This is a genomic window from [Bacteroides] pectinophilus (genome assembly GCA_025146925.1).
Lineage (GTDB): Bacteria > Bacillota > Clostridia > Lachnospirales > Lachnospiraceae > Bacteroides_F > Bacteroides_F pectinophilus.
The window spans coordinates 1540878-1561487 of sequence record CP102260.1 but is presented as its reverse complement, the minus strand read 5'-3'; the positions used below and the strand labels follow the sequence as shown (position 1 = coordinate 1561487).

General features: G+C 40.6%; 18 protein-coding genes and 1 pseudogene. All 19 read right to left on the bottom strand.

Features of this window, described 5'->3' with window-relative positions; translation table 11 throughout:
- Nucleotides 1–5: 5 nt before the first annotated feature.
- The 19 genes and pseudogenes from NQ488_07230 to NQ488_07140 all read right to left on the bottom strand — a co-directional run bounded on the left by NQ488_07230 (nt 6) and on the right by NQ488_07140 (nt 20606).
- Nucleotides 6–1331, bottom strand: coding sequence for an MATE family efflux transporter (locus NQ488_07230; GenBank protein UWN94395.1), 1326 nt, complete (start codon nt 1329–1331; stop codon nt 6–8).
- Nucleotides 1331–2161 carry a hypothetical protein gene (locus NQ488_07225; GenBank protein ID UWN94394.1) on the bottom strand — a complete coding sequence of 277 codons (831 nt, stop codon included), beginning with the start codon at nt 2159–2161 and terminating at the stop codon, nt 1331–1333. The genes NQ488_07230 and NQ488_07225 overlap by 1 nt, the downstream gene beginning before the upstream one ends.
- On the bottom strand, nt 2145–2990 hold the full coding sequence (locus NQ488_07220) for a formate/nitrite transporter family protein (GenBank protein ID UWN94393.1): 846 nt from the start codon (nt 2988–2990) through the stop codon (nt 2145–2147). The genes NQ488_07225 and NQ488_07220 overlap by 17 nt, the downstream gene beginning before the upstream one ends.
- Before the next feature lie 58 nt (nt 2991–3048).
- A complete protein-coding gene (locus NQ488_07215; GenBank protein ID UWN94392.1) occupies nt 3049–3552 on the bottom strand; it encodes a phosphatase PAP2 family protein in 504 nt (167 codons plus the stop codon).
- The gene (locus NQ488_07210) at nt 3539–4795 is read right to left on the bottom strand and encodes a ribonuclease E/G (protein ID UWN94391.1); all 1257 of its coding nucleotides are present in this window, start codon (nt 4793–4795) and stop codon (nt 3539–3541) included. Before NQ488_07210 ends, NQ488_07215 begins: the two co-directional genes overlap by 14 nt.
- Nucleotides 4796–4874: 79 nt before the next feature.
- Nucleotides 4875–5066 carry a TIGR03750 family conjugal transfer protein gene (locus NQ488_07205; protein UWN94390.1) on the bottom strand — a complete coding sequence of 64 codons (192 nt, stop codon included), beginning with the start codon at nt 5064–5066 and terminating at the stop codon, nt 4875–4877.
- A gap of 13 nt (nt 5067–5079) precedes the next feature.
- Nucleotides 5080–7719, bottom strand: coding sequence for an alanine--tRNA ligase (gene alaS / locus NQ488_07200; GenBank protein UWN94389.1), 2640 nt, complete (start codon nt 7717–7719; stop codon nt 5080–5082).
- 36 nt (nt 7720–7755) lie between these two features.
- Entirely contained in the window at nt 7756–7923 is a 168-nt protein-coding gene (locus NQ488_07195) for a hypothetical protein (protein UWN94388.1), read from the bottom strand.
- An 88-nt stretch (nt 7924–8011) separates the two neighbouring features.
- Entirely contained in the window at nt 8012–8488 is a 477-nt protein-coding gene (gene rnhA, locus NQ488_07190; protein ID UWN94387.1) for a ribonuclease HI, read from the bottom strand.
- Nucleotides 8485–10194, bottom strand: coding sequence for a hypothetical protein (locus NQ488_07185; protein ID UWN94386.1), 1710 nt, complete (start codon nt 10192–10194; stop codon nt 8485–8487). Before NQ488_07185 ends, rnhA begins: the two co-directional genes overlap by 4 nt.
- A 27-nt stretch (nt 10195–10221) precedes the next feature.
- Entirely contained in the window at nt 10222–10839 is a 618-nt protein-coding gene (locus NQ488_07180; GenBank protein ID UWN94385.1) for a sugar transferase, read from the bottom strand.
- Between the two features lie 44 nt (nt 10840–10883).
- Nucleotides 10884–12893, bottom strand: a complete 2010-nt coding sequence (locus NQ488_07175; GenBank protein ID UWN94384.1) for a hypothetical protein — start codon at nt 12891–12893, stop codon at nt 10884–10886.
- Between the two features lie 395 nt (nt 12894–13288).
- Nucleotides 13289–13978, bottom strand: a pseudogene (locus NQ488_07170) (ABC transporter ATP-binding protein).
- 84 nt (nt 13979–14062) lie between these two features.
- On the bottom strand, nt 14063–14836 hold the full coding sequence (locus NQ488_07165) for an ABC transporter permease (GenBank protein ID UWN94383.1): 774 nt from the start codon (nt 14834–14836) through the stop codon (nt 14063–14065).
- Complete coding sequence (locus NQ488_07160; protein ID UWN94382.1) at nt 14836–16170, bottom strand: hypothetical protein; 1335 nt, start codon at nt 16168–16170, stop codon at nt 14836–14838. Before NQ488_07160 ends, NQ488_07165 begins: the two co-directional genes overlap by 1 nt.
- A 2-nt stretch (nt 16171–16172) precedes the next feature.
- Nucleotides 16173–17012: a glycosyltransferase gene (locus NQ488_07155; protein ID UWN94381.1), complete on the bottom strand. Its 840-nt coding sequence runs from the start codon at nt 17010–17012 to the stop codon at nt 16173–16175.
- Nucleotides 16972–18126 (bottom strand): glycosyltransferase, encoded by a 1155-nt coding sequence (locus tag NQ488_07150; GenBank protein UWN94380.1) that lies wholly within the window; start codon nt 18124–18126, stop codon nt 16972–16974. Before NQ488_07150 ends, NQ488_07155 begins: the two co-directional genes overlap by 41 nt.
- A 9-nt stretch (nt 18127–18135) precedes the next feature.
- Nucleotides 18136–18786, bottom strand: a complete 651-nt coding sequence (locus NQ488_07145; protein ID UWN94379.1) for a hypothetical protein — start codon at nt 18784–18786, stop codon at nt 18136–18138.
- A gap of 5 nt (nt 18787–18791) precedes the next feature.
- Nucleotides 18792–20606, bottom strand: coding sequence for an acyltransferase (locus NQ488_07140; GenBank protein ID UWN94378.1), 1815 nt, complete (start codon nt 20604–20606; stop codon nt 18792–18794).
- Nucleotides 20607–20610: the final 4 nt, after the last annotated feature.

The window sequence follows — 20610 nt, the reverse complement described above, 5'->3', positions numbered from 1 at the left end:
AATGTTTATTCCGGTTTTAAGGCAGGATTGCGGAGTATCTGCACAATCAGAGGAATGACCATGAGTATCCATACAATAGGTTCAGCTATTATGATTGCAGTATATCTAAGATATGGTACAAGCATTATGGCAATCAGTACTTTGCCGATAAGCTCTATCGTACTTGAAATTATAGGCGTTGAATGGTCTCCTATTCCCTGCATTGCATTACGGATAATCGCAATTACGGCAGGAACAAAATAAAACAGAGTGTCGACTCTTAAGTACAAAGCCCCGGTTGCAAGCACTTCATCAGAACTGCTGCCGGTAACAAGATGTATGAACCATGGTCCTGCAAGCCATGCGGCAGTTGCTGTCATAACACACCATACCCATGAGATAAGTATGCTGTGCCATATTCCTCTGCGTACGCGGTCGGTGCGGCCGGCACCTATATTCTGTCCGCAGAATGTTGCCATAGTCATTCCAAACACGGAGAATATCATCATAAACAGCTCAGTTATCTTACGCGCGGCACTATGTGCAACTATATAGCTGTCTCCGAGTGTATTAATCGCGCCTTGAAGTGATACCGTACCAAGAGACACGATTGAGTTCATGAAGCCCATCGAAAATCCTGAGGACATCATTGAACGTGCGAGAACACTGTCAACACGGCACTGCTGCCATGTAAAGCATATGCATTCATAGCGCTTTACGGAATAGATAATACATGCAATGCCTGCAGCCATCTGCGAGACAAGTGTTGCATAAGCAGCACCTTCGACATTCATGTCAAGCACGGCAAGACATATATAATCACCGGCGATGTTAAGAACTGCCGAAAGTGCAAGGAATATAAGCGGTGTAACGGTATCGCCGATAGCCCTGAGAATGCCCATGCATACATTATAAAATACAGATATAATCATTCCGGCAAATATGATGACTATATACCTGTGCGCATCTTCAATAAGATTGTCCGGTGTATTAAGAATGCGGAGCATGGGATACAAAAATGTTACGCTCAGGACAGTCAGTACAAGAGCACATATGACACCAAGCACATACGATGCAGCCGCAGCCCTGCGGACACCGTTCTCATCGTGTGCACCGAAAAATCTTGCCGTTATTACCGCAAAACCGTTGGTCAGCCCTGTAAGAAGCCCGACAATAAGTGTGTTGAGAGGATTGGTCAGCCCCACAGCCGCTAATGCATGGTCACCGAGGAACTCTCCGACCATGCGTGTATCAACAAAGCTGTATGTGAGTTGGAGGACATTTGCAAGGAAAATGGGAATTGCAAACTGTATAATAACCTTTATGTCATTACCTTTAGTTAAGTCTTTCATTATCTGTTAACCACATCAATACTGTAATATACGCTGCCGGTATAATTGCCTGCTTTATCAAACTGCCCTGCTGCAGGATCGTATATAAATGCAGTAAGTGTTACTTTGCCGTCTATTTTGTCATATTCCTGACCGGCAGTAAACTTAATGGATGTAAGTATTGTATCGGAATTATAAGCAGACTGTTCAACATGGCTGTACCACACTCCCGGTGTCTGGTGATAATCGTCATACATGTAGAATTCCATATATTTTTTATATTCAAGTGTATCCTCAGGCTCAATAAGCATCTTATGGATTTTGGTTCCGTCTTTGAGTGTAAAGTCAACCGCGTAGCCTATTCTGTACTTTGCAGCGTCATCAGGAGTGAACCATACCGGCTCCCACATGTATTTGAACACCTTGCCGGGAAGTGAGGCCTCTCTTGTGTTGAATACCTCAAAACACATAATGTCCCTGCCTTTCTCCCATGTACTTGCATATGTTCTGTCTACAAATCGGCGTGCTCCTGATGCCTCGTCATAGATATAAAGCCCGCACACTCCCATTGTACGGTTAGCTGCTGACGTTGCTGCCTGTGATGATACAGCACCGGATGTCATGGAAGCACCGGTCTTATCTGACAGGTCTGTAACGCCGGTTGTAAGATTATCTGCGACACCTGATGTCTCAGATGATACAATCGTATTACCGGGCTGTGTAGCCGCCGAATCAATGTTGGAAAATCCACAGCCGGCAAGACCTGATACAATTAAGCCGGCTGCGAGCGTTATAGAAGCCGCCCTGGTATACTTAGTATAAAATGTTCCTGTCTTAATATTCTTCCGCAATGTCAATTTCCTCCTGTTCCTTTTCAATAGATATGTCTGTGCCCGGTGTGTGCTTAAGATACATAGCCCAGTAACCGGCACCTACAATTCCGGCACCGCCTATAATATTGCCAAGCGTAACGGGAATAATATTCTTAAGTATAAATGATGCAAATGTAAGCTCAGGAGCTGCAATTGAATATTCTCCCGCACACAGCAGCCCTGCCATGCCAAAATACATGTCTGCAATGCTGTGCTCAAAGCCGCACAGGACAAAAATCATGACAGGCCAGAAGCTCATCATCAGCTTGCCTGACACCTTCTTGGCTGCAAATGAAGCCCATACTGCAATACACACAAGTATGTTGCATAATATTCCTCTTATAAGTGCTTCCGCAAATGTCTCATTAACGCGGATTACTGCTGCTGCGACCATCTTCTGTGCCAGAAGTCCGTTATAAAGATCCGGAATATGTCCATATACAACCATTAAAGCTACGAATGCCGCACCTAAAAAGTTCCCGGTAAATACTGTCACCCAGTTCTTAAGCATCTGTCCGGCCGTAACTTTCTTTTCAAGACAGGCAAGTATTATCAGGTTGTTACCGGTAAAAAGTTCGCTTCCGGCAATCAGAACCATAGCCATGCCGGCAGGAAATACACACGCACCGATAAGGCGTGCAATAGCCGGATTCTCTATGGTTGCCTGTGCGGTTGTGGAAGCAATTCCGGCAAATCCGATAAACATTCCGGCAAAGATTCCGAGAACAAGCATCTTCCATGCGGACATTCTTACTTTGTGAATTCCTATCTCAACATAATTCTTGGCAATCTCAAGTGGTGAATGCATAATGTTGTACCTCCCGATAAAATTTTGTATAAAATTATTCATTCATTAATATGCACATTCATATGTACAGGAAAAGCAGTGCGCACAAACCATAACCTATTATGAGTCCTCCGGCTGCATCAGACGGATAATGTACGCCTGCAATTACTCTTGTGATGGCAATTACAACAGATATTACCGCAATGATAATTCCAAGAGGCACATATACATAGAAGCATGCTGATGCAATAACAGCTGCTGACAGAGCATGTCTGCTTGGAAACGACTGCCCTTTTTTATCTTTTGATATAAGCGGAATTATAGCATCATTTCCTTCGTATGGCCTTGGCCTGTTATAGCATTTCCTGAATATTGAAGCTGCCACAAACACAATACACGGATAACAGGTGACACGTATCAGCCGTGCATCATGCCTGACAAAAAGCAGCGCAAGCACAGCTATATATGTGGCAGCGGTTATTAGGGGCATAACCCGGTAGATGGCTTTTAGTATATTCAGTCTTAATTCATTGCCGTCAAAATAATTTCTGATGCGGCTGTAAAAAATATTATAGCTGGGCACTGGCAATTACCTCGTGAAGCGGTTTGCGGATTTTCTTGCGTGTTATCTCAACCAGCCCAAGCCTGGTCATGTCAACGACGCTTGTGGGGACAGTGTCAGCCTTAAGAATATCAGCAAGATAAGACATAAGCTCCTTCTTTTCTTCAAATGTATTAAGATTAATAAAGTCAACGACAATAATGCCTGAGAGATTACGCAGCATGAGCTGGCGGCCTATCTCAACTGCAGCTTCCATGTTAATCTTGAGGTATGTGTTGTCCTTCAGCTTACGGTTACCGGTGAATTTGCCTGAATTGACATCTATTACGGTAAGTGCTTCTGTAGGTTCGATAACAAGATATCCGCCGGAAGGAAGCCATACGCGTTTGTTAAGCGCGGTACTGATCTGACTTTCAACACTGTAAAGTTTGTTAAGAGGCAGCTGCATATCATCATAAAATTCAAGCTTGGCAGCTTCTCCCGGTTCGTTCTCACCAAGATACCGTCTTACCGAGTCGTAAACTTCAGGAATATCTGTTATTATCTTTTCAAGATTAGTGGCACGCATGTTCTGCACATCTTCCAGACAGCTCTCTTCAGGAGAATACATTCTTGTGAGACCTTTACGCGTAACGGCATCTTTAAGTATATCGCACATTGTTGTTACAATTCTTGACACTTCGGCTGTTACCGGTTCTTCCGGAGCATCTTCTGCGTTGGTTCTTACAATTATATTAAAATGCATGTCAGAGGCAGTCGGTATGGAATTAACCGATGAAGCTGTGTATGCATTCAATGCATTATTCATTGCATCTTTTACAATTCCTTTGAGATAAGACCGCCTGTCTTCATCGGTAATTTTCTTGGAAATAAATACGGACGAATTCTCTGATTTGCAGTCCAGAGTAAGTGCGCAATATCTTCCGGTTATGCCTATACGGCCGGTAAGTGTCGGTTCCTTGGTCTTGACACCCTCTCTTGACACCTGTACAAGAACAAGGTCACCAATGCACATCCTGTCATTATTCTTGGGATTAAGGAAAATATGATGCTCATTATCCGTAAGAGAATAATAACCTTTTTTCCCTCTGGCATATTCAATAAATGCTGCATTTATATTATTGACAACATTCTCAACTCTTCCGACATATATATTGCCAAGTATTGATTCATCCTCAATGACCCGGACTGTACGTATTGTCATCTGGTCACATACAGCGCACAGGGTCTGTCCGTTGAATTTTGTAATAAGTAATCTCTGCATAGTTCCCCATTTCGTTATGTATGATTAAAAAGCCCACGCACCGGAGTGCCGGAGCATGAGCTTCTTAAAAGCAAAATATTCAATTCTTATAGGTAAGTCCGAATACGATTCCGCCTATTATTGTAAGCAGAATTCCGGTCGGTACATGAATAAGCCATGCAATTGCTGCTGCAACAAAGATTAAAGAAATAAGTACTGTGCTTAACTTAGAATGATGCTTCTTCATATGGCTTTCTACCTCGGAATTTCCATTAGCTTCAAAATTACCCATTATCCCTCATTCCTTACTGAAGCTGCTGTGCTGCAACTTCGGCTGCCTTAGCAAGCATCTCATCGATACCTGCCGGGTTTTTGCCGCCGGCCTGTGCCATATTAGGACGGCCGCCGCCACCGCCACCAACAATAGGAGCTACGGCTTTGATAAGGTTGCCTGCGTGAGCACCCTTAGCGACTGCATCATCAGTTGCCATTGCAATAATATTAACCTTGTCACCCTGTGTGGATGCAAGTATTACAATACCTGAACCAATCTTATCTTTCATGTTGTCACCGAGAGTACGAAGACCGTTCATGTCTACATCTGCCACACTTACAGGAAGGAACCTGAATGAACCAATCTCCTGAACATTGGCAAGGACATCACCAACAGCCTCGTTTGCAAGCTTAGCCTTGAGCTTCTCATTCTCTGAAGAAAGAGACTTAATCTCGTCATTCATTGAAGCAATTCTGTGAATGAGCTGAGAAGGTTCAGTCTTAGCTGTCCTGCAGGCTTCGGCAAGTGTATTCTCTATATTGCGGTAATAAGCAAGAACGCCATTACCTGTAAGAGCTTCAATACGTCTTATTCCGGCAGCAACACCTGATTCAGATACAATCTTGAAAAGCATGATATTGCTTGTATTGGCAACATGAGTACCACCACAGAGTTCAGTTGAAAAATCACCCATGGATACGACACGTACCTTATCGCCGTATTTTTCTCCAAACAGTGCCATTGCTCCTGTCTTCTTGGCATCTTCAAGGCTCATGATATTAGTAACAACAGGAAGTGCCTCTGCAATCTTCTCATTGACTATTGATTCTACGCTGGCAATCTCATCAGGTGTCATAGCCTGGAAATGGGCAAAGTCAAAACGGAGTCTGTCAGGGTCAACATATGAACCCTTCTGCTCTACATGTGTTCCGAGTACATCCCTTAAAGCCTTCTGAAGAAGGTGAGTTGCACTGTGGTTGGCACATGTTGCGGCTCTTGCCGGAGCATCAACAGTAAGAGTAACAGTATCACCGGTCTTAATCATGCCTTTGGTCATAACGCCGACATGACCTATTCTGCCGCCCTTAAGATGAATTGTGGTATCTACACGGAATTCACCCTCAGGAGAAGTTATAACACCTCTGTCGCCTTCCTGGCCACCCATTGAACCATAGAATACTGTCTCATCTACAACGATAGTTCCCCTGTCACCGTCAGAGAGTGCTTCGACAACATTCTCTTCAGTTGTAAGAACAGATACCTTAGACTGGTTAGTGAGCTTGTCATATCCGACAAAACTGCTTGTTATTGCAGGATCAATCTCATCATATACAGTAGCGTCCGCACCCATGTAGTTAGTAGTCTTACGCGCTGTACGGGCTTTGATACGCTGCTCTTCCATTGCACTCTTAAAGCCTTCTTCATCTATTGTGATGCCCTTCTCTTCAAGAATCTCCTTAGTAAGATCAAGAGGGAATCCATATGTGTCATAAAGCTTGAAAGCATCAGCGCCTGAAAGAATCTTATTACCTGTCTTTACAAGGTCAGCTTCGAGCTGCTCAAGTATTCCAAGACCCTGATCGATAGTCTTATTAAACTTGTCCTCTTCCTGATCAATAACCTTGAAGATAAAAGCTTTCTTCTCATCAAGTTCAGGATATCCGTCCTTAGAACCTTCAATTACTGTCTCGCAGAGCTTTGAAAGGAACTTGCCCTCTATACCGAGAAGGCGTCCATGCCTTGCAGCACGGCGGAGAAGTCTTCTTAATACATATCCGCGTCCTTCGTTAGATGGCATGATTCCATCAGAAACCATGAATGTTACTGAACGGATATGATCTGTAATAACACGGATTGAAACATCCGTCTTCTCGTCTTCCTTATATGTTACGCCGGCCATCTCGCACACTTTGTTGCGGAGAGCCTGAAGTGTATCTACGTCAAAGATTGAATCTACGTCCTGAACAACAACGGCAAGTCTCTCAAGGCCCATTCCCGTATCGATGTTCTTCTGGATAAGATCTGAATAGTTACCGTGTCCGTCATTGTTGAACTGTGAAAATACATTATTCCATACTTCCATGTAACGGTCACAGTCACAGCCTACAGTACAGCCGGGCTTACCACAGCCGTACTTCTCGCCGCGGTCATAATAAATCTCTGAACATGGACCGCATGGGCCTGAACCGTGTTCCCAGAAGTTATCTTCCTTGCCGAATCTGAATATTCTCTCAGGAGCAATTCCAATCTCCTTATTCCATATGTCAAATGCCTCATCATCGTCAACGTATACTGATGGGTAAAGGCGGCTGGCATCAAGCCCCACAACCTCTGTAAGAAATTCCCATGACCAGTGAATTGCTTCTGTCTTGAAATAATCACCGAATGAGAAGTTACCGAGCATCTCAAAAAAAGTACCGTGTCTTGCAGTCTTACCTACGTTCTCGATATCTCCTGTTCTGATACACTTCTGACAAGTCGTAACCCTGCGTCTTGGTGGAATCTCCTGACCTGTAAAATAAGGCTTGAGAGGAGCCATTCCTGAATTAATGAGCAACAGGCTGTTGTCATTATGAGGGACCAGTGAAAAACTCTTCATCTTAAGATGTCCCTTGCTCTCGAAGAAATCGAGATACATTCTTCTCAATTCATTAACACCGTACTTCTGCACTTTAACAATCCTCCAAAATATAATAAAATCTGTTCTTTACTTGGATGCCTTCTTGGCATCTACATGCTTGCGGAGCTTGGCACCTGCAGTAAATGCACATACGATAACCGCAAGATAAATAACAAACTTAATTGACTCACCTATAAAATCACCTGCTAAAACGGCAGGTCCCATTGAGGCCGAAGCCACAGACCATATATTCATAAATACCTCATTTCTGCGCAAAGGCGCATAAATACATTATCAATCTAATTTATTCTATCACTCATTATATGTATTTTCAAGCAATTTATCATTCGGCTGCTATGTCATCCAGCAGATTACTGCCGTCGGCAGCTGTTGTTGCAAGCTCATCACAGCGTTCGTTCATCTCATGTCCCGCATGTCCTTTAACCCATGTAAATGTAACATTGTGAATCTTCATGGCTTCAAGAAGACGTTTCCACAGGTCAACATTTTTGACCGGTTCATTTTTACCGCGTTTCCAGCCTTTTTTGATCCAGCCTTCTATCCAGTGCTGGTTAAATGCGTCTACAAGATATTTGGAATCTGATATAAGATTAACGTTACATGGTCTGGTAAGAGCTTCAAGACCTGCAATTGCAGCCATAAGCTCCATCCTGTTATTGGTAGTCTTTTTGTAGCCGGCGCTGAATTCACGAACATGAAGTTCACCCTTTGGGTCGACATAATGAATGACCGTTCCATAGCCTCCCGGACCGTCGGGATTGCCTCTGGCTGCACCGTCCGTATAGATTGTTACATTCATATATTCCTCCATTTGCCTGTTTTTATAAAGTCTGATGCCATCTGTTCCGCACTTGCAATAATTGCATCATCATAGCCCATTATTGACAGAAGTTTTATGGCATTGCGTGAAGCTGCCCTGCCTGTATACAGTCTGTAATTAAACTTAACATCATTATCAAGCACCTCTTCCTGAAAATGATAATTGGAATAACAGCTCTCAAGAAGCTCAGTCAGCTCGATATCATGGGTAGCTGCAAAGCACAGGACGCGGCGTTCTGCCATGTATTTAAGAATCTGTGCGGATGCTGCGATTCGTTCGACTGTATTGGTTCCGCGCAGAACCTCGTCGATAAAACACAGAACCGGGCATGAATCCTGCTGGCGGGCAGCATCCATTATTCTTTTAAGTGAACGTATCTCAGCCATGTAATAGCTTTCGCTGCGGCTTATGTCATCCCTGAGTGCCATAGATGAATATATACGGTAATAACCGGCACTATAAGAAGCCGCCGTGCAGGTGTATATTGTCTGTGCAAGGATTGCATTTATTGCAATTGTCTTAAGAAATGTTGACTTTCCCGAAGCGTTGGAGCCGGTAATAAGAACACAGTGTTCTTCATCAATGGAGTTGGCAACAGGATTATTTATAAGAGGGTGATATAAACCTTCTGCATTGAGCCTGATGCTGCTGTGCGAAAGCCCGGGTTCACACCAGCCGTTATTACTGTCAAGATATTGCCTGAAGGAAGCTACGGCAATGGCTGATTCAAGTCTGCCGAGAAGCTCCATCATCAGGAAGACCTGTTCTTTATGAAGAGCAATTTTTTTAATCATTTTATTGAATCTGATAATATCAAGATGTGTCAGTATTCTTACATAATCAAGCAGCATGGCGGCAACTGAACCGTCAAGACCTGAGGATGCTCCAAGAATACCTGAGCCTTTGAGGTCTGCTGCCATTATGTGGTGAAGCTGTGAAAGCTGTGTTACGTAATCTTCAAGCCCGTCATGTGAAGATATTACGGATATCACGTCAGATGAACACTCGTCCAGCTTTAATATATGATTGACACATGCAAGATATGGATCAATCTGCGCTTTGCATTTGTAATATGACACAACAATATATCCTATGACGATGCATATTGCAGCTATTCCGGCAGCAGGACTGAAGGCAAGAAGTGCAAATGAAGCTGTAATGGCAGCCCATCCGGCATAGTGTTTTGCATTACTTTCGGGCTCAAGGCCGGTTATTACTTCAAGATAATCTGAAACAGAGATATTTCTTGATGTGCCAAGCTTCATATAGGCACGCTGCATGCTTTTGCGAAGTGCTTCGTCAGTTCCAAAAATGTCTGCAAGAGTTCCGAATTCCTTCAGGACCTCTTCTTCAGCACATGGAGTGCGTAAAAGCTTATAAAGATACTCCTGACCGGTTGACGAATAAGTGTTGTTGATAAGGCGGAATATGTCATCCATTCCAAGGTCATTCCATGTTATGTCATCAATAACATGAGCCGGAACACCGGTACTGTTGCGAAAATAATGAGATATATTGGAATAACTGTCAGAAGTATATTTTTTTGAAGGAATATTTCCCCATTCTTTTGTTATCCGCCGCTCAATCGCGGCAGCAGCATTCTTTTTGTTGCGTACATATACGTATATGCACGTAAGTATCACAATAACTATTATTACTATAATCTGCAATGAATTGGTGTCCATGTGTTGCTCCTGAAACTGCGGTCAAATCTAATTGGCTCCGCGTGTGTTAAAAACAGCTATGAATGTTTCAAAAAAAATTATTATATCAAATATAAATGAACAATTGTCTACATAATAAAGCTCCATATTCTGACGCGCATTATTTTTGTAGCTTACATTATTACGGCCGTGTGACTGCCAGTAGCCGGTAAGCCCCGGTCTTACTTTTAGGAGTTTATCCTGATTGGCCGGATAATATTTGTTAAGCTCTGATTTTAGTATAGGTCTGGGACCTATAAGTGACATGTCACCTTTAAGAATATTAAAAAACTGCGGAATCTCATCAAGGCTGGTCTTGCGAAGAACCCTGCCAATGCGTGTTATCCTTGGGTCATTAACAATCTTAAATTCTTTAAAGTACTGCTCTATCTCGTTCTCATTAAGAGTATCTTCCAGATTGTCAGCATTCATCTTCATGCTTCTGAATTTGTAGATTCTGAATATCCTGCCATTTAATCCGACTCTGTTGGATGTATAGAATATCTTTCCATGATCTTCATGGTATATTAAAACTGCAATTACTGCAAATACCGGAGTCAGAAAAATCAGAGCAGATACAGATATTACAATATCAAATATACGCTTGATGATCATATATAAATTCATATCAGATTGTACACTCCTTTCCTGCTCATTGGCAGCTGCTTCAATCATATTACATTGGCTTCAACATTAAAATTGCTGTAAATGCTGCGAAGATATTTCTCATTATCTGATGCTGCAGCCAGCATAGGTGCGTATGCATCACGTCCTGATATATTGTAGAAAAAACTATTTCCAAAATGATTGCCGTATAGTTTTACAAAGTCGATTATGCCATTCTGTATCATTAGTATGCCGTCCTGATTAATGTCGCACCTGCCAAAGAGGGGTACGGCATTATTATCAGAGTCAAAGCCGAATCCGGTACACTGTCTGTCGGTAGAAGCAAGCAGAAGCTCCCAGAATTGATTGTAACCGCGATTTGGGTTATGCTTTTTGATAAGGTCACGGTTGAATGAAGCGGAATACATGTAAGACACAAGTCTTTTGGACTGAAGTAGCGGCTCTCCTGCATCTGCATCAGTATTATAAAGTGTGTTGGTTCCCGCAATTATCCCGGTTACATCACAATCAATGCCCCATTCTTTATTGAAAAGATTATTAAGTGCAACCGCACCGCTTCCGGCCCATCCTATATCCACAGCACATACTTTTCGGCAGCCTTTGACAATATTTTTATAATATTGGGAGGCAGCTTTACTTTCTGTTTTGTATTCAGCAACGACAGCATCCCAGTTGTCAAGAAGAATATGCCTGACAGCTTCTACATTGGCATTGGTAAGGCATTCATCAGTATTCAGGTTAAATGTACCGGTTAAATCTTTGCTAAGTGACATGGATGCAAATATGTCGCTTAGAGGAATATTCTGATTGACTTTATGGTACAAAAATCTGCGGATGTAATCATAGCGGTTGATTCCTGCTGTGAGCTTTGTCGCTGCTTTCCTTGACCAGTGTACATATACTGAGGAATTTCCGGGAAACATTATATCATATGCATGTTTTAATATATCTCCGTCTCTGGAAAGAAAGAGAACTTTGTCAATGCTGTGATGAGTAGCGTAATTGTGTATGAAATTGCAATAGCCTGTCACAAATAATCCGCCATATATAAATCCATATTCGTATTCACGGGAGAACTGAAGAGCTCCGTTATACAGATGGGTATTAACAAGCCCTCTGTAAGCCCCGCCGATCACAGGAGACATATCATAAGCTCTGTATCGTTCGCCGGAACCGTTAACATTGGGATAATAAAATGTATCAAAACCATGCTTATGTGCCATTATATAATCGCTTTTGTAGTTGTCCCCTATGTGTATTAATGAAGATCCGGGATAAAGTGATCTTATGTGTGTATATAATTGTCCGTCAGCCTTACTCTTTTTCAGGTCGCATGATACAAAAAGCCTGTCATAGCCGGTATAGCCACATGACTTAAGAAGATCTTCCATGTATGAGGACGGAATATACATATCAGATGTTATAATAACTTTTATGCCTTTTTCAATCAGGGAATTGAAGACCTTCTGCATATATGGGTTTGCAAAGCAGTATTCTTTCTCAAGGTCTAATTCTTCTTTCCAATATGATGAAGAAAGACCGGTCTGTTCCTCAATCTCTTTCCATATATCGAATATTGTAACTTCATATGTGCCGGAGTTTTTATACATTCTGTATCGTGCGGAGGATTCCATGGCTGTTCTTATATTCTTAAAATCAAGCATCTGTGTCTGACAGCCTAACAGATAAAACAGATCCGATGGAGCAGAAAATGGTCTGAATATTAATGTGTCAAATATATCAAAAGATACAATATCATACGCGGACAGCTTTTCAATAAGTCTGTCTGCCGGAATAATTCTTTCAAATGCTGCTTCGGATTCACTTTTATCAATAAGCAGCTTTTTCCTCTCATATACAGCACATTGTATGTCATCACCGAGAAAATGACAGAATAATATATAATAGCAGAAATTAAGGCAAATAAGATAAAGCCATGAAAATATTTTCTTAACTCCATGGGCTTTATCGTGAAATTTATGGTAGCGTTTACATATTCCGGTTTTTCTGTTAACTAAAAGGTTGTAAACAGATATTCTAATCTTTGCAATCATCCCAGAGCCTTTCCAAGCTTTACAATATATTCCTTGCCTTCATGCATTACTTTGCCTGAAAATGTGACATCAATCTTACCACGTGACACATACCAGTAAAATCCGGCATTATATACAAGACCTGTATATTCGAGGTTAAGCCTGCCTTCCACAACATACCACCATGCTTCGTATATGTTAATGAGTCCGGTGAATTTCAGATCTGGGACGCCATTCTTGACAAGTATAAAATCATTGCCTTTTTTTATAAAACCAAGCTTGCGCACAGTTTTTCCCTGATTGTCCCTGCCCTGAGCTGCTTTTTGGACATTTTTCTTTGCTGCATTCTGCGCGGCTTTGCTGCTGTCACTTTTACGGGCAGATTTTGTCTTTATGGCACCCGGGACGTTCATGCGGCTGTATGCATCACAGACCTTCTTTGGACGTCCAATCATCATTAGCTTGCCCTTATTAAGCCATATAACCTTCGTACAATTCTCTTTTATTGTGCTGAGCGAATGTGAGACAATGAGTACTGTAGCACCGCTGTGAATCATTTCTTTTATACGCTTCATACTCTTCTCTTTGAAAAATTCGTCACCGACGCTGAGAACTTCATCCAAGATGAGTATATCGGCATTTTTACCGGCAGTGGCAATTGCAAATCCTAATCTTGATACCATTCCTGACGAAAAATTCTTTACTTTCTCATCCATAAAATTCTGCAGTTCTGCAAATTCAACAATCTTATCGTAATTGGCATCAAGAAATTCTTTGCTGTATCCGATTATTGCTCCATTAAGGTATACATTCTCTCTTGCAGTAAGTTCAGAATCAAAGCCGGTTCCCAATGTAAGAAGCTGAATCTTACGACGGTCAACAACGACATTACCACTTGTTGGTTTAAGTGCTCCGGAAATTATTCTAAGCAGAGTACTCTTGCCTGAGCCGTTGGTACCGATTATACCGACAACCTCTCCTTTGTTTACTTCAAAGCTTACATTGCGCAATGCATAAAACTTGCGATATGTGGATTTGTGGGAGATTTTATTTATAATGAATTCTTTAAGGCCTGATACATTGCCTGTTGATATCTTAAAGCGCATTGACACGTTATTAACAATAATTGCGGGTTTAGTCTCTTTTTTTTCGTTTTCCATATAATTTTATTCCTCTTTAATATTTACAGATCAGCTTACCTGCATAACTTTATTTTCATTTTTCTTAAATACATAAGTCCCAATAGCGAAGGAAACGATTCCCCACGCAGCAATCTGTGTAAAGTCAGTGGCATCCGGAAGCTTTGCATTGAGAACACAGTCCCTGGCAAAATTAATATACGAGAACATTGGGTTATAACCAATAATAAGCTGCATAGATACCGGAACAGAATCAATAGGATAAAATATTGCACTCATGTACATCCACAATGTGAGAACTACGGAGTACAGATGATTAATATCTGCAAAAAAAACATAACATGTAGAAAGAATATATGCCATCCCGATTGAAAAAAGCGTAAGAAAAATCACATCTATCGGTAAAAGCAGCATATACGGATTAAATTTTATTTTGAATACAAATAACATAATTATGTATGCGATGAATGTATATCCGAAATTGGCAACGGCTGTAAAAACACGCGCGAGTACGAATGTTTCCTTGGACAGCTTAACCTTGAGAAGCAGCTGCCTGTTATCAACAAGCGTAGTAATGGACGTTGAAGTTGCAGTGCTGAAAAGCTGCCATATTATTAATCCCGTGAGATAATATATCGGGAAGTTCTGAATTGATTTCTTGAACATTGTAGAAAAAATCATTGACAGGACAGCCATGGAAAGCATGGGATTGAGCACGCTCCATAATATACCGAGATATGATCTTGCGTATTTGCGTTTAAGTTCTCTTGATACGAGCTGCCTTAATACAAAGAAATATTGTTTGAGACTTTCACTTTTTTTCATTACTTTATTACCCACTTTATATATTTTTTTAAATAAACAAGAAATTTGTACATATGAGCATGAAGCATATCTGTCCGTCTATTATGCCCAAGGACAATACTGCCTTCTATCCATGCACTCTCATGAATAGTGTCATGCTTTAATCCAAGCATATTAAGGATTTTGTTGAATATTCTCTGATTTCTGATATCTTCATCTGTAAGAGGTCTTGCCACACGCTGGCTGCGATAGTCAATAACATCATCTGAAAATATAAGATTTCCCCAGTAAGCCGCTTCAGTAATGTCGGGTGATGCCATCAGGCATTCCAAAAGCCTGCCTGATAAGCTGGGACATGTGTAACTTAAAAACTCCTTTTTGGATATTACAACGTCAAGAAACATTTGTAAAGCTTGTTGGTTATATTTTATTAAATCATGATTAACATTGAACCTGTCTGCCAGTACGGGACGGTAAGTATTATCAGTGCACTCATAGGAAACTGTCATTCCTTCGGGCGCAGAAAGGACTGCTTCATACAAGCAGTTGCAGAATCTCATTTTCCGTAAAATATGATTACCGGGTCCAAAATAAAAAGCATGGTAGTTACTGGCCGATGCCTTATCAGGAAGGTCATACAGGCCAAAATAATAACCTTCAAAATTAATTGAAGGATTAACAGAATGGATAAGATTCTTCAATGACTGCTGAATACTTCCAATCCATCCACTGTCTGCAATCGCAAAACTGAGACCGTCAAAAAGCCCTTCCTGTCTAAGATAGCTTATTGTGTCTGAATATGCATGTTCAGAATGCGAGTATACCATTTTGAGAAAATGCTTATTACTGCGAAGAACCGGCTTGAGTTCCATTATTGTACTGTAAGAAAGTATATCATGCATGGAATCTTTATAGCCACACTCTTTTGCTATTGACAGACATTCAGCATCCGTAAGCCCTGCGCGTTTCATTACCTTTTCAAATGTAACATCTATTCCTCCTAGACATATTCTATCAACGCACTGCTCCTTCATGAGATGGAATTCCGGAATTCTGAGAGAATAACGGGATAATGAAAGATATTTGCATTCAATGTCATATTCCATGGCTTGGCAGAGCTGTGTTGCAGCAATGTATGGATAATATCCGTCACGTGCGAGAAAGTATATTCTTTTATGACCATTATTCATTGCTGAGTTAAGTATCCATCTGGCAAATTCAAGAACAGACGGTGCAAATGCATATAAAAAATACCGCTGCTCATCTGTTATAGAACTTTTAGTGTCCAGCTCTGAAAAAATAGAGGAATAAATCCTGTCTTTTTTGAAAATGTTTTCGTATTTATTATTAATCATTATTATGCTGTCTCATTTCTCTTGATATGATGTAATAAGAAATCCGGGATAAAAAAGCCTGCAAGCGGACGCAGGACATATATCCAGCCAAAAGGAAATAAAATGCCCAGCTTCCTGAAATAACATAACCGCAGCCGCGTTTCATCAATACGGAACCGCAGCTTTCTGCGGTGTACATTATTAATATCTTCGCGGTACATAAAAAGAGGTAACTGAAGATTGAAGCCTTTATAACCATCCATAGTCATACGCATGAAAAGTTCATAGTCTTCACAGCGCAATGTCCTGACGGATGAATGATAACCGCCTGCTTTTCTTAAAGCATCTGAACGGAACATAACGGAGGGATGAATATATGGTGAATATCTGAGATAATCAGCAGCCTCAGGAATCTCGACCATTATGCGCCTGCCCCATATTCCGCTATTATCAAAAAGCAATGCAGATGTTCCGCACCATGAATACTGCGGATTATTCTCAAGGAAGTTAATCTGCTTTTCAAAGCGGTCCGGAAGTGATATATCATCATCATCCATTCGTGCAATATATTCACCGTCTGCGTTGTCAATACAGACATTAAGTGCATATGCCAGACCATGATTCTCAGCCGATGATAATATGCGTATTCTCTTGTCAAGTCCGGAAAGCCTGAGTAGTTCTTCAGATACTTCCGGATTGGAACCATCGTTGTATATCAGAAATTCAAAATTACTGTAAGTCTGGTTTAATATTGAATTAACGGCATCAAAAAGTATCCGGAAATTATTCTGGTTATAGACACCCATTATAACAGAAATTTTTTTATTTGTACCGGTTGTGCTTCGTTCGTTTGTCGATATCATTATATATTTCTTTCATAATTGTTCTTGAAATGCTTATGTCAAACATTGTGGCCGTCTTACGGCAATCATGTGCCATATTCTTCAATATGCGTCTGTCAGTACAACAGCTGTCTATGATATTGGCAAGCTGGCTGACATTATTCCATGCATCAATAAAGAATCCGTTGGTACCGTTAATAATATACTCACGCGTACCGCTCAGGTTGGTAGCTATTACAGGTATACCACATGATAACGACTCAAGTGCAGCCATCCCGAGACCTTCATGTTTTGAAACAAAAACACTGCAGTCCGCTGCGGGGAAATAATTATACATATCACTTCTGTATCCGCGCAGACGTACCTTTCCGGTAAGACCATACGATGCAATGGCCTGCTCAAGTTCAGGGCGCTTAGGTCCTTCACCGAATATATCATAGTATATATTCGGATTATCAAGCGCAGCAATTGCTTTTATGACAGTAATATGATTCTTATTGTCATTAAGCATGCCGGCAGAGATTATATAGAATGCGCCATCAGGTATTCCGGATGATGCACGTACAGACTTTCCTGACGCTTCAGCGGGAATATAACGCTCTGTATCAATTCCTATTCCCGGAATTTTTCTTACGATAGTCCTTCCGGAGGCAAGCTTTAATGCATTATTGTAATCATCATTATTGATAGTTATAATACAGTCAGTTTTTTTTGCCAGTTTCTTTTCTATATATTTGATAATTCTTACCGTCAGTGATGATTTACCGTAGAAATGAAAACCATGTGACGTATATATAATACCGGCCTTAGTCCTTCCTGCAGACATTCTTGATATTGCTGACGGCACCTGTGTATGACAGTGTATTATGTCAACATTCTCCCGGCGTATGATTCTCTTAAGGCAGAAGAAAGACCTGACATGGCTGACTATGTCTGACGGTCTGTTAGACATAGGTATATTATAAATGGTTACATTGCGTCTGTTAAGTGTATCAATATCAAATTCGTACAGAGGGTTATCAAAATTAGCAGCACATATGACATGATATCCCATGTCGATAAGAATATCTATGTCGCTTAATTCAAAATGTGTTATGAATCCTCCGGCACCGGCAACAATTAGCGCTTTTTTCATGTTTAATCCTTAAGTGTTTGATATAGTTCTGTATTCAGCCGAAACGGCATTAATATTATATTCCATATTGTGACGATGCCATGTAATATTGCTGCGTATGATTTTAGCAGGGTCTCCTGCTATAAGGCTGTTGGCAGGAACTTCATTTTCAACAACGGCCTGAGCAGCAACAATACAGCTTTTGTTAATATTGCAGCCCTGCTGCAGCGATGCCCCCCATCCTACCCACACATAATCATTCACATTTATAGAATTATTGCATGAAGTAATTTCAGCAATAACTGGATTACATGATACAAGAATATCAGTAGAAAACATGCAGTTACGTCCTATGTATATTTTACTGCTGTTTCCAGCAAAAAATCTGCACCCGTTAACAAACGAAGTGTTATCTCCTATGGATATATCGGAGTTATCTTCTGCAACGAGTTCAAGCTTGCGATTCATGTTGGTTAAGACATTATATCCAATAGATATATTGGTATTATTGCAGACTGTAATGCTATATGAAATACTTTTATTGCTGCCATTAATAATAACAGAATTATTGCTGCCATATATATTAATATCAATAGGTATTCCTGTTTCAATTTGATTATTGAAATCATCAGAATAGCTTCCAACAAACGCTTTTAAAATTATCGGTTTTAAATCAGACATTATATCTACTCTCCCGTCCTCTTTATAAATTCAGCTTCCAATGAATCAGGATTATCATAAATATTGTGGCTGAACGGATCACGGCGCCATGTAACATCCTTTTTAATTACGGCAGCAGGTTTGCCGGCAGCTATAACATTATTAGGTATAGGTTTGCTTACAAGTGTACGGGCACCGATGACTGTGCCCGAACCTATATCCGCACCACTCATAATGAATGCCTGATATCCAACCCAGACATGGCTGCCTATGTTAATGCTGAGTTTGCCTGACCGGACGTTATCAGGATTCAGATTAATCCTATCTCCTGAATCAATGTCGAATATTGCATGTCCGTCACCGCCAAGACAGGTAATTTTACTTGAGAACATACAGTCCCTGCCAATATCTATATTAGTAAATGGCGTTCCTGTCACAATAAAGCAATTGTCTGCAAAGGTGGAACTATCTCCAATTGAAATTTCTGAACAGTCAAAACAGGATGTGCTTAATTTATCAGCTCTTATATCTTTGCCGAAAGTAAGAACAGAGCTATTACGAACGAATGCAAGCAGACGCTGGTTAAAATTACAGTTTTCATGTATTGTAATCTCAGAAGCGTGCGCAGAAAAATGGGCTTGAACATGTTCGCTTTTTATAGTTGCCATGTTGTGGTAAATATCAGAAAATGAGCCCTTAAAGTTGTTGAGACAGAACTCATCAACCGAAGGCACATAGCATCCAAAAGGCTGAGTAAATCCTATTTCCCATAATAATTTCAAGATTGCGCTGTCACGTGTAAGGTGCGCAATTACTATAAAATATTCATCATATTTTCCATGCAGTTTTGAAAGCTTGTGGCAAAGACACTGTTTTTTTGTGACGGCATCAGAATACTTTATGTAAGAAGTGCATGGTATGCCTAATTCTTCTTTGCAATAATCATAAACTTCCTCTGATTCACATATCAGAATTAATTTGCGTGAGCCATTCAGTGTTTTTATTTTATTGGAATTATTATTTAATAAACACATTTCCACAGATGACTGAAGCTGATGTATATAAGTATTCTCAAGTTCAGCCGTCTGTGCTGAATCTACGCATCTGTTGAGATAATCATAATATTCCTGTGTGTAAGAAAGTCCGCCTACATCATTATAGCGTGAACCGCCAAGCACAAAATCAGTTCGGTTAATCATCTGACAATGCATTATATCACAAAGCTTTTTAAAGCACCTTTCAGAGAATGCATTAATGTCAGATACTTTTTGAGGAAACGGACTGTTATTTATGGAATTATCAACCTTATATCTGAATGGAATATACGGATTGAAAAGAACAGTCCTTGATACATCAAGAGCAAGGAATTCGGAAGCTAATCTTGTAACCTCGGCAGTAAGCTCAGCATCGTTCCATTCAAGAGGCTTTATAATAACCTCATTTTTTATTGAACATTTTGATTTGGCAATAATAGATTCTTTTATGTATGTAATATTATTTCTGAATATATCATTATAAGTACATCTGAAAATACGACCGTCAGTAAGCGTACACTGCCAGATATCTCCGGCAGAGTCAGCAAAGTCGATAAAAAGACGTTCGTAACGTGTTTTAGCAAGAATCTGCATTATTGACTTATTAAGATCCATTGTTAAAATATTTTTGCGGTATGAATTCTTTTCTTTGATATTCCAACGCTCGTTTTCATTTAACAGAGAATCAGAATTAATAGAAAAGAGAGAGATTCCGACGATTCTTTTAATATTGTCATTATGATTCCCGGCTTTTGAACTGACAACAGCGTCATCGATAATTCTGGAGCCTAAAGTAGCAATCTTCATGTAT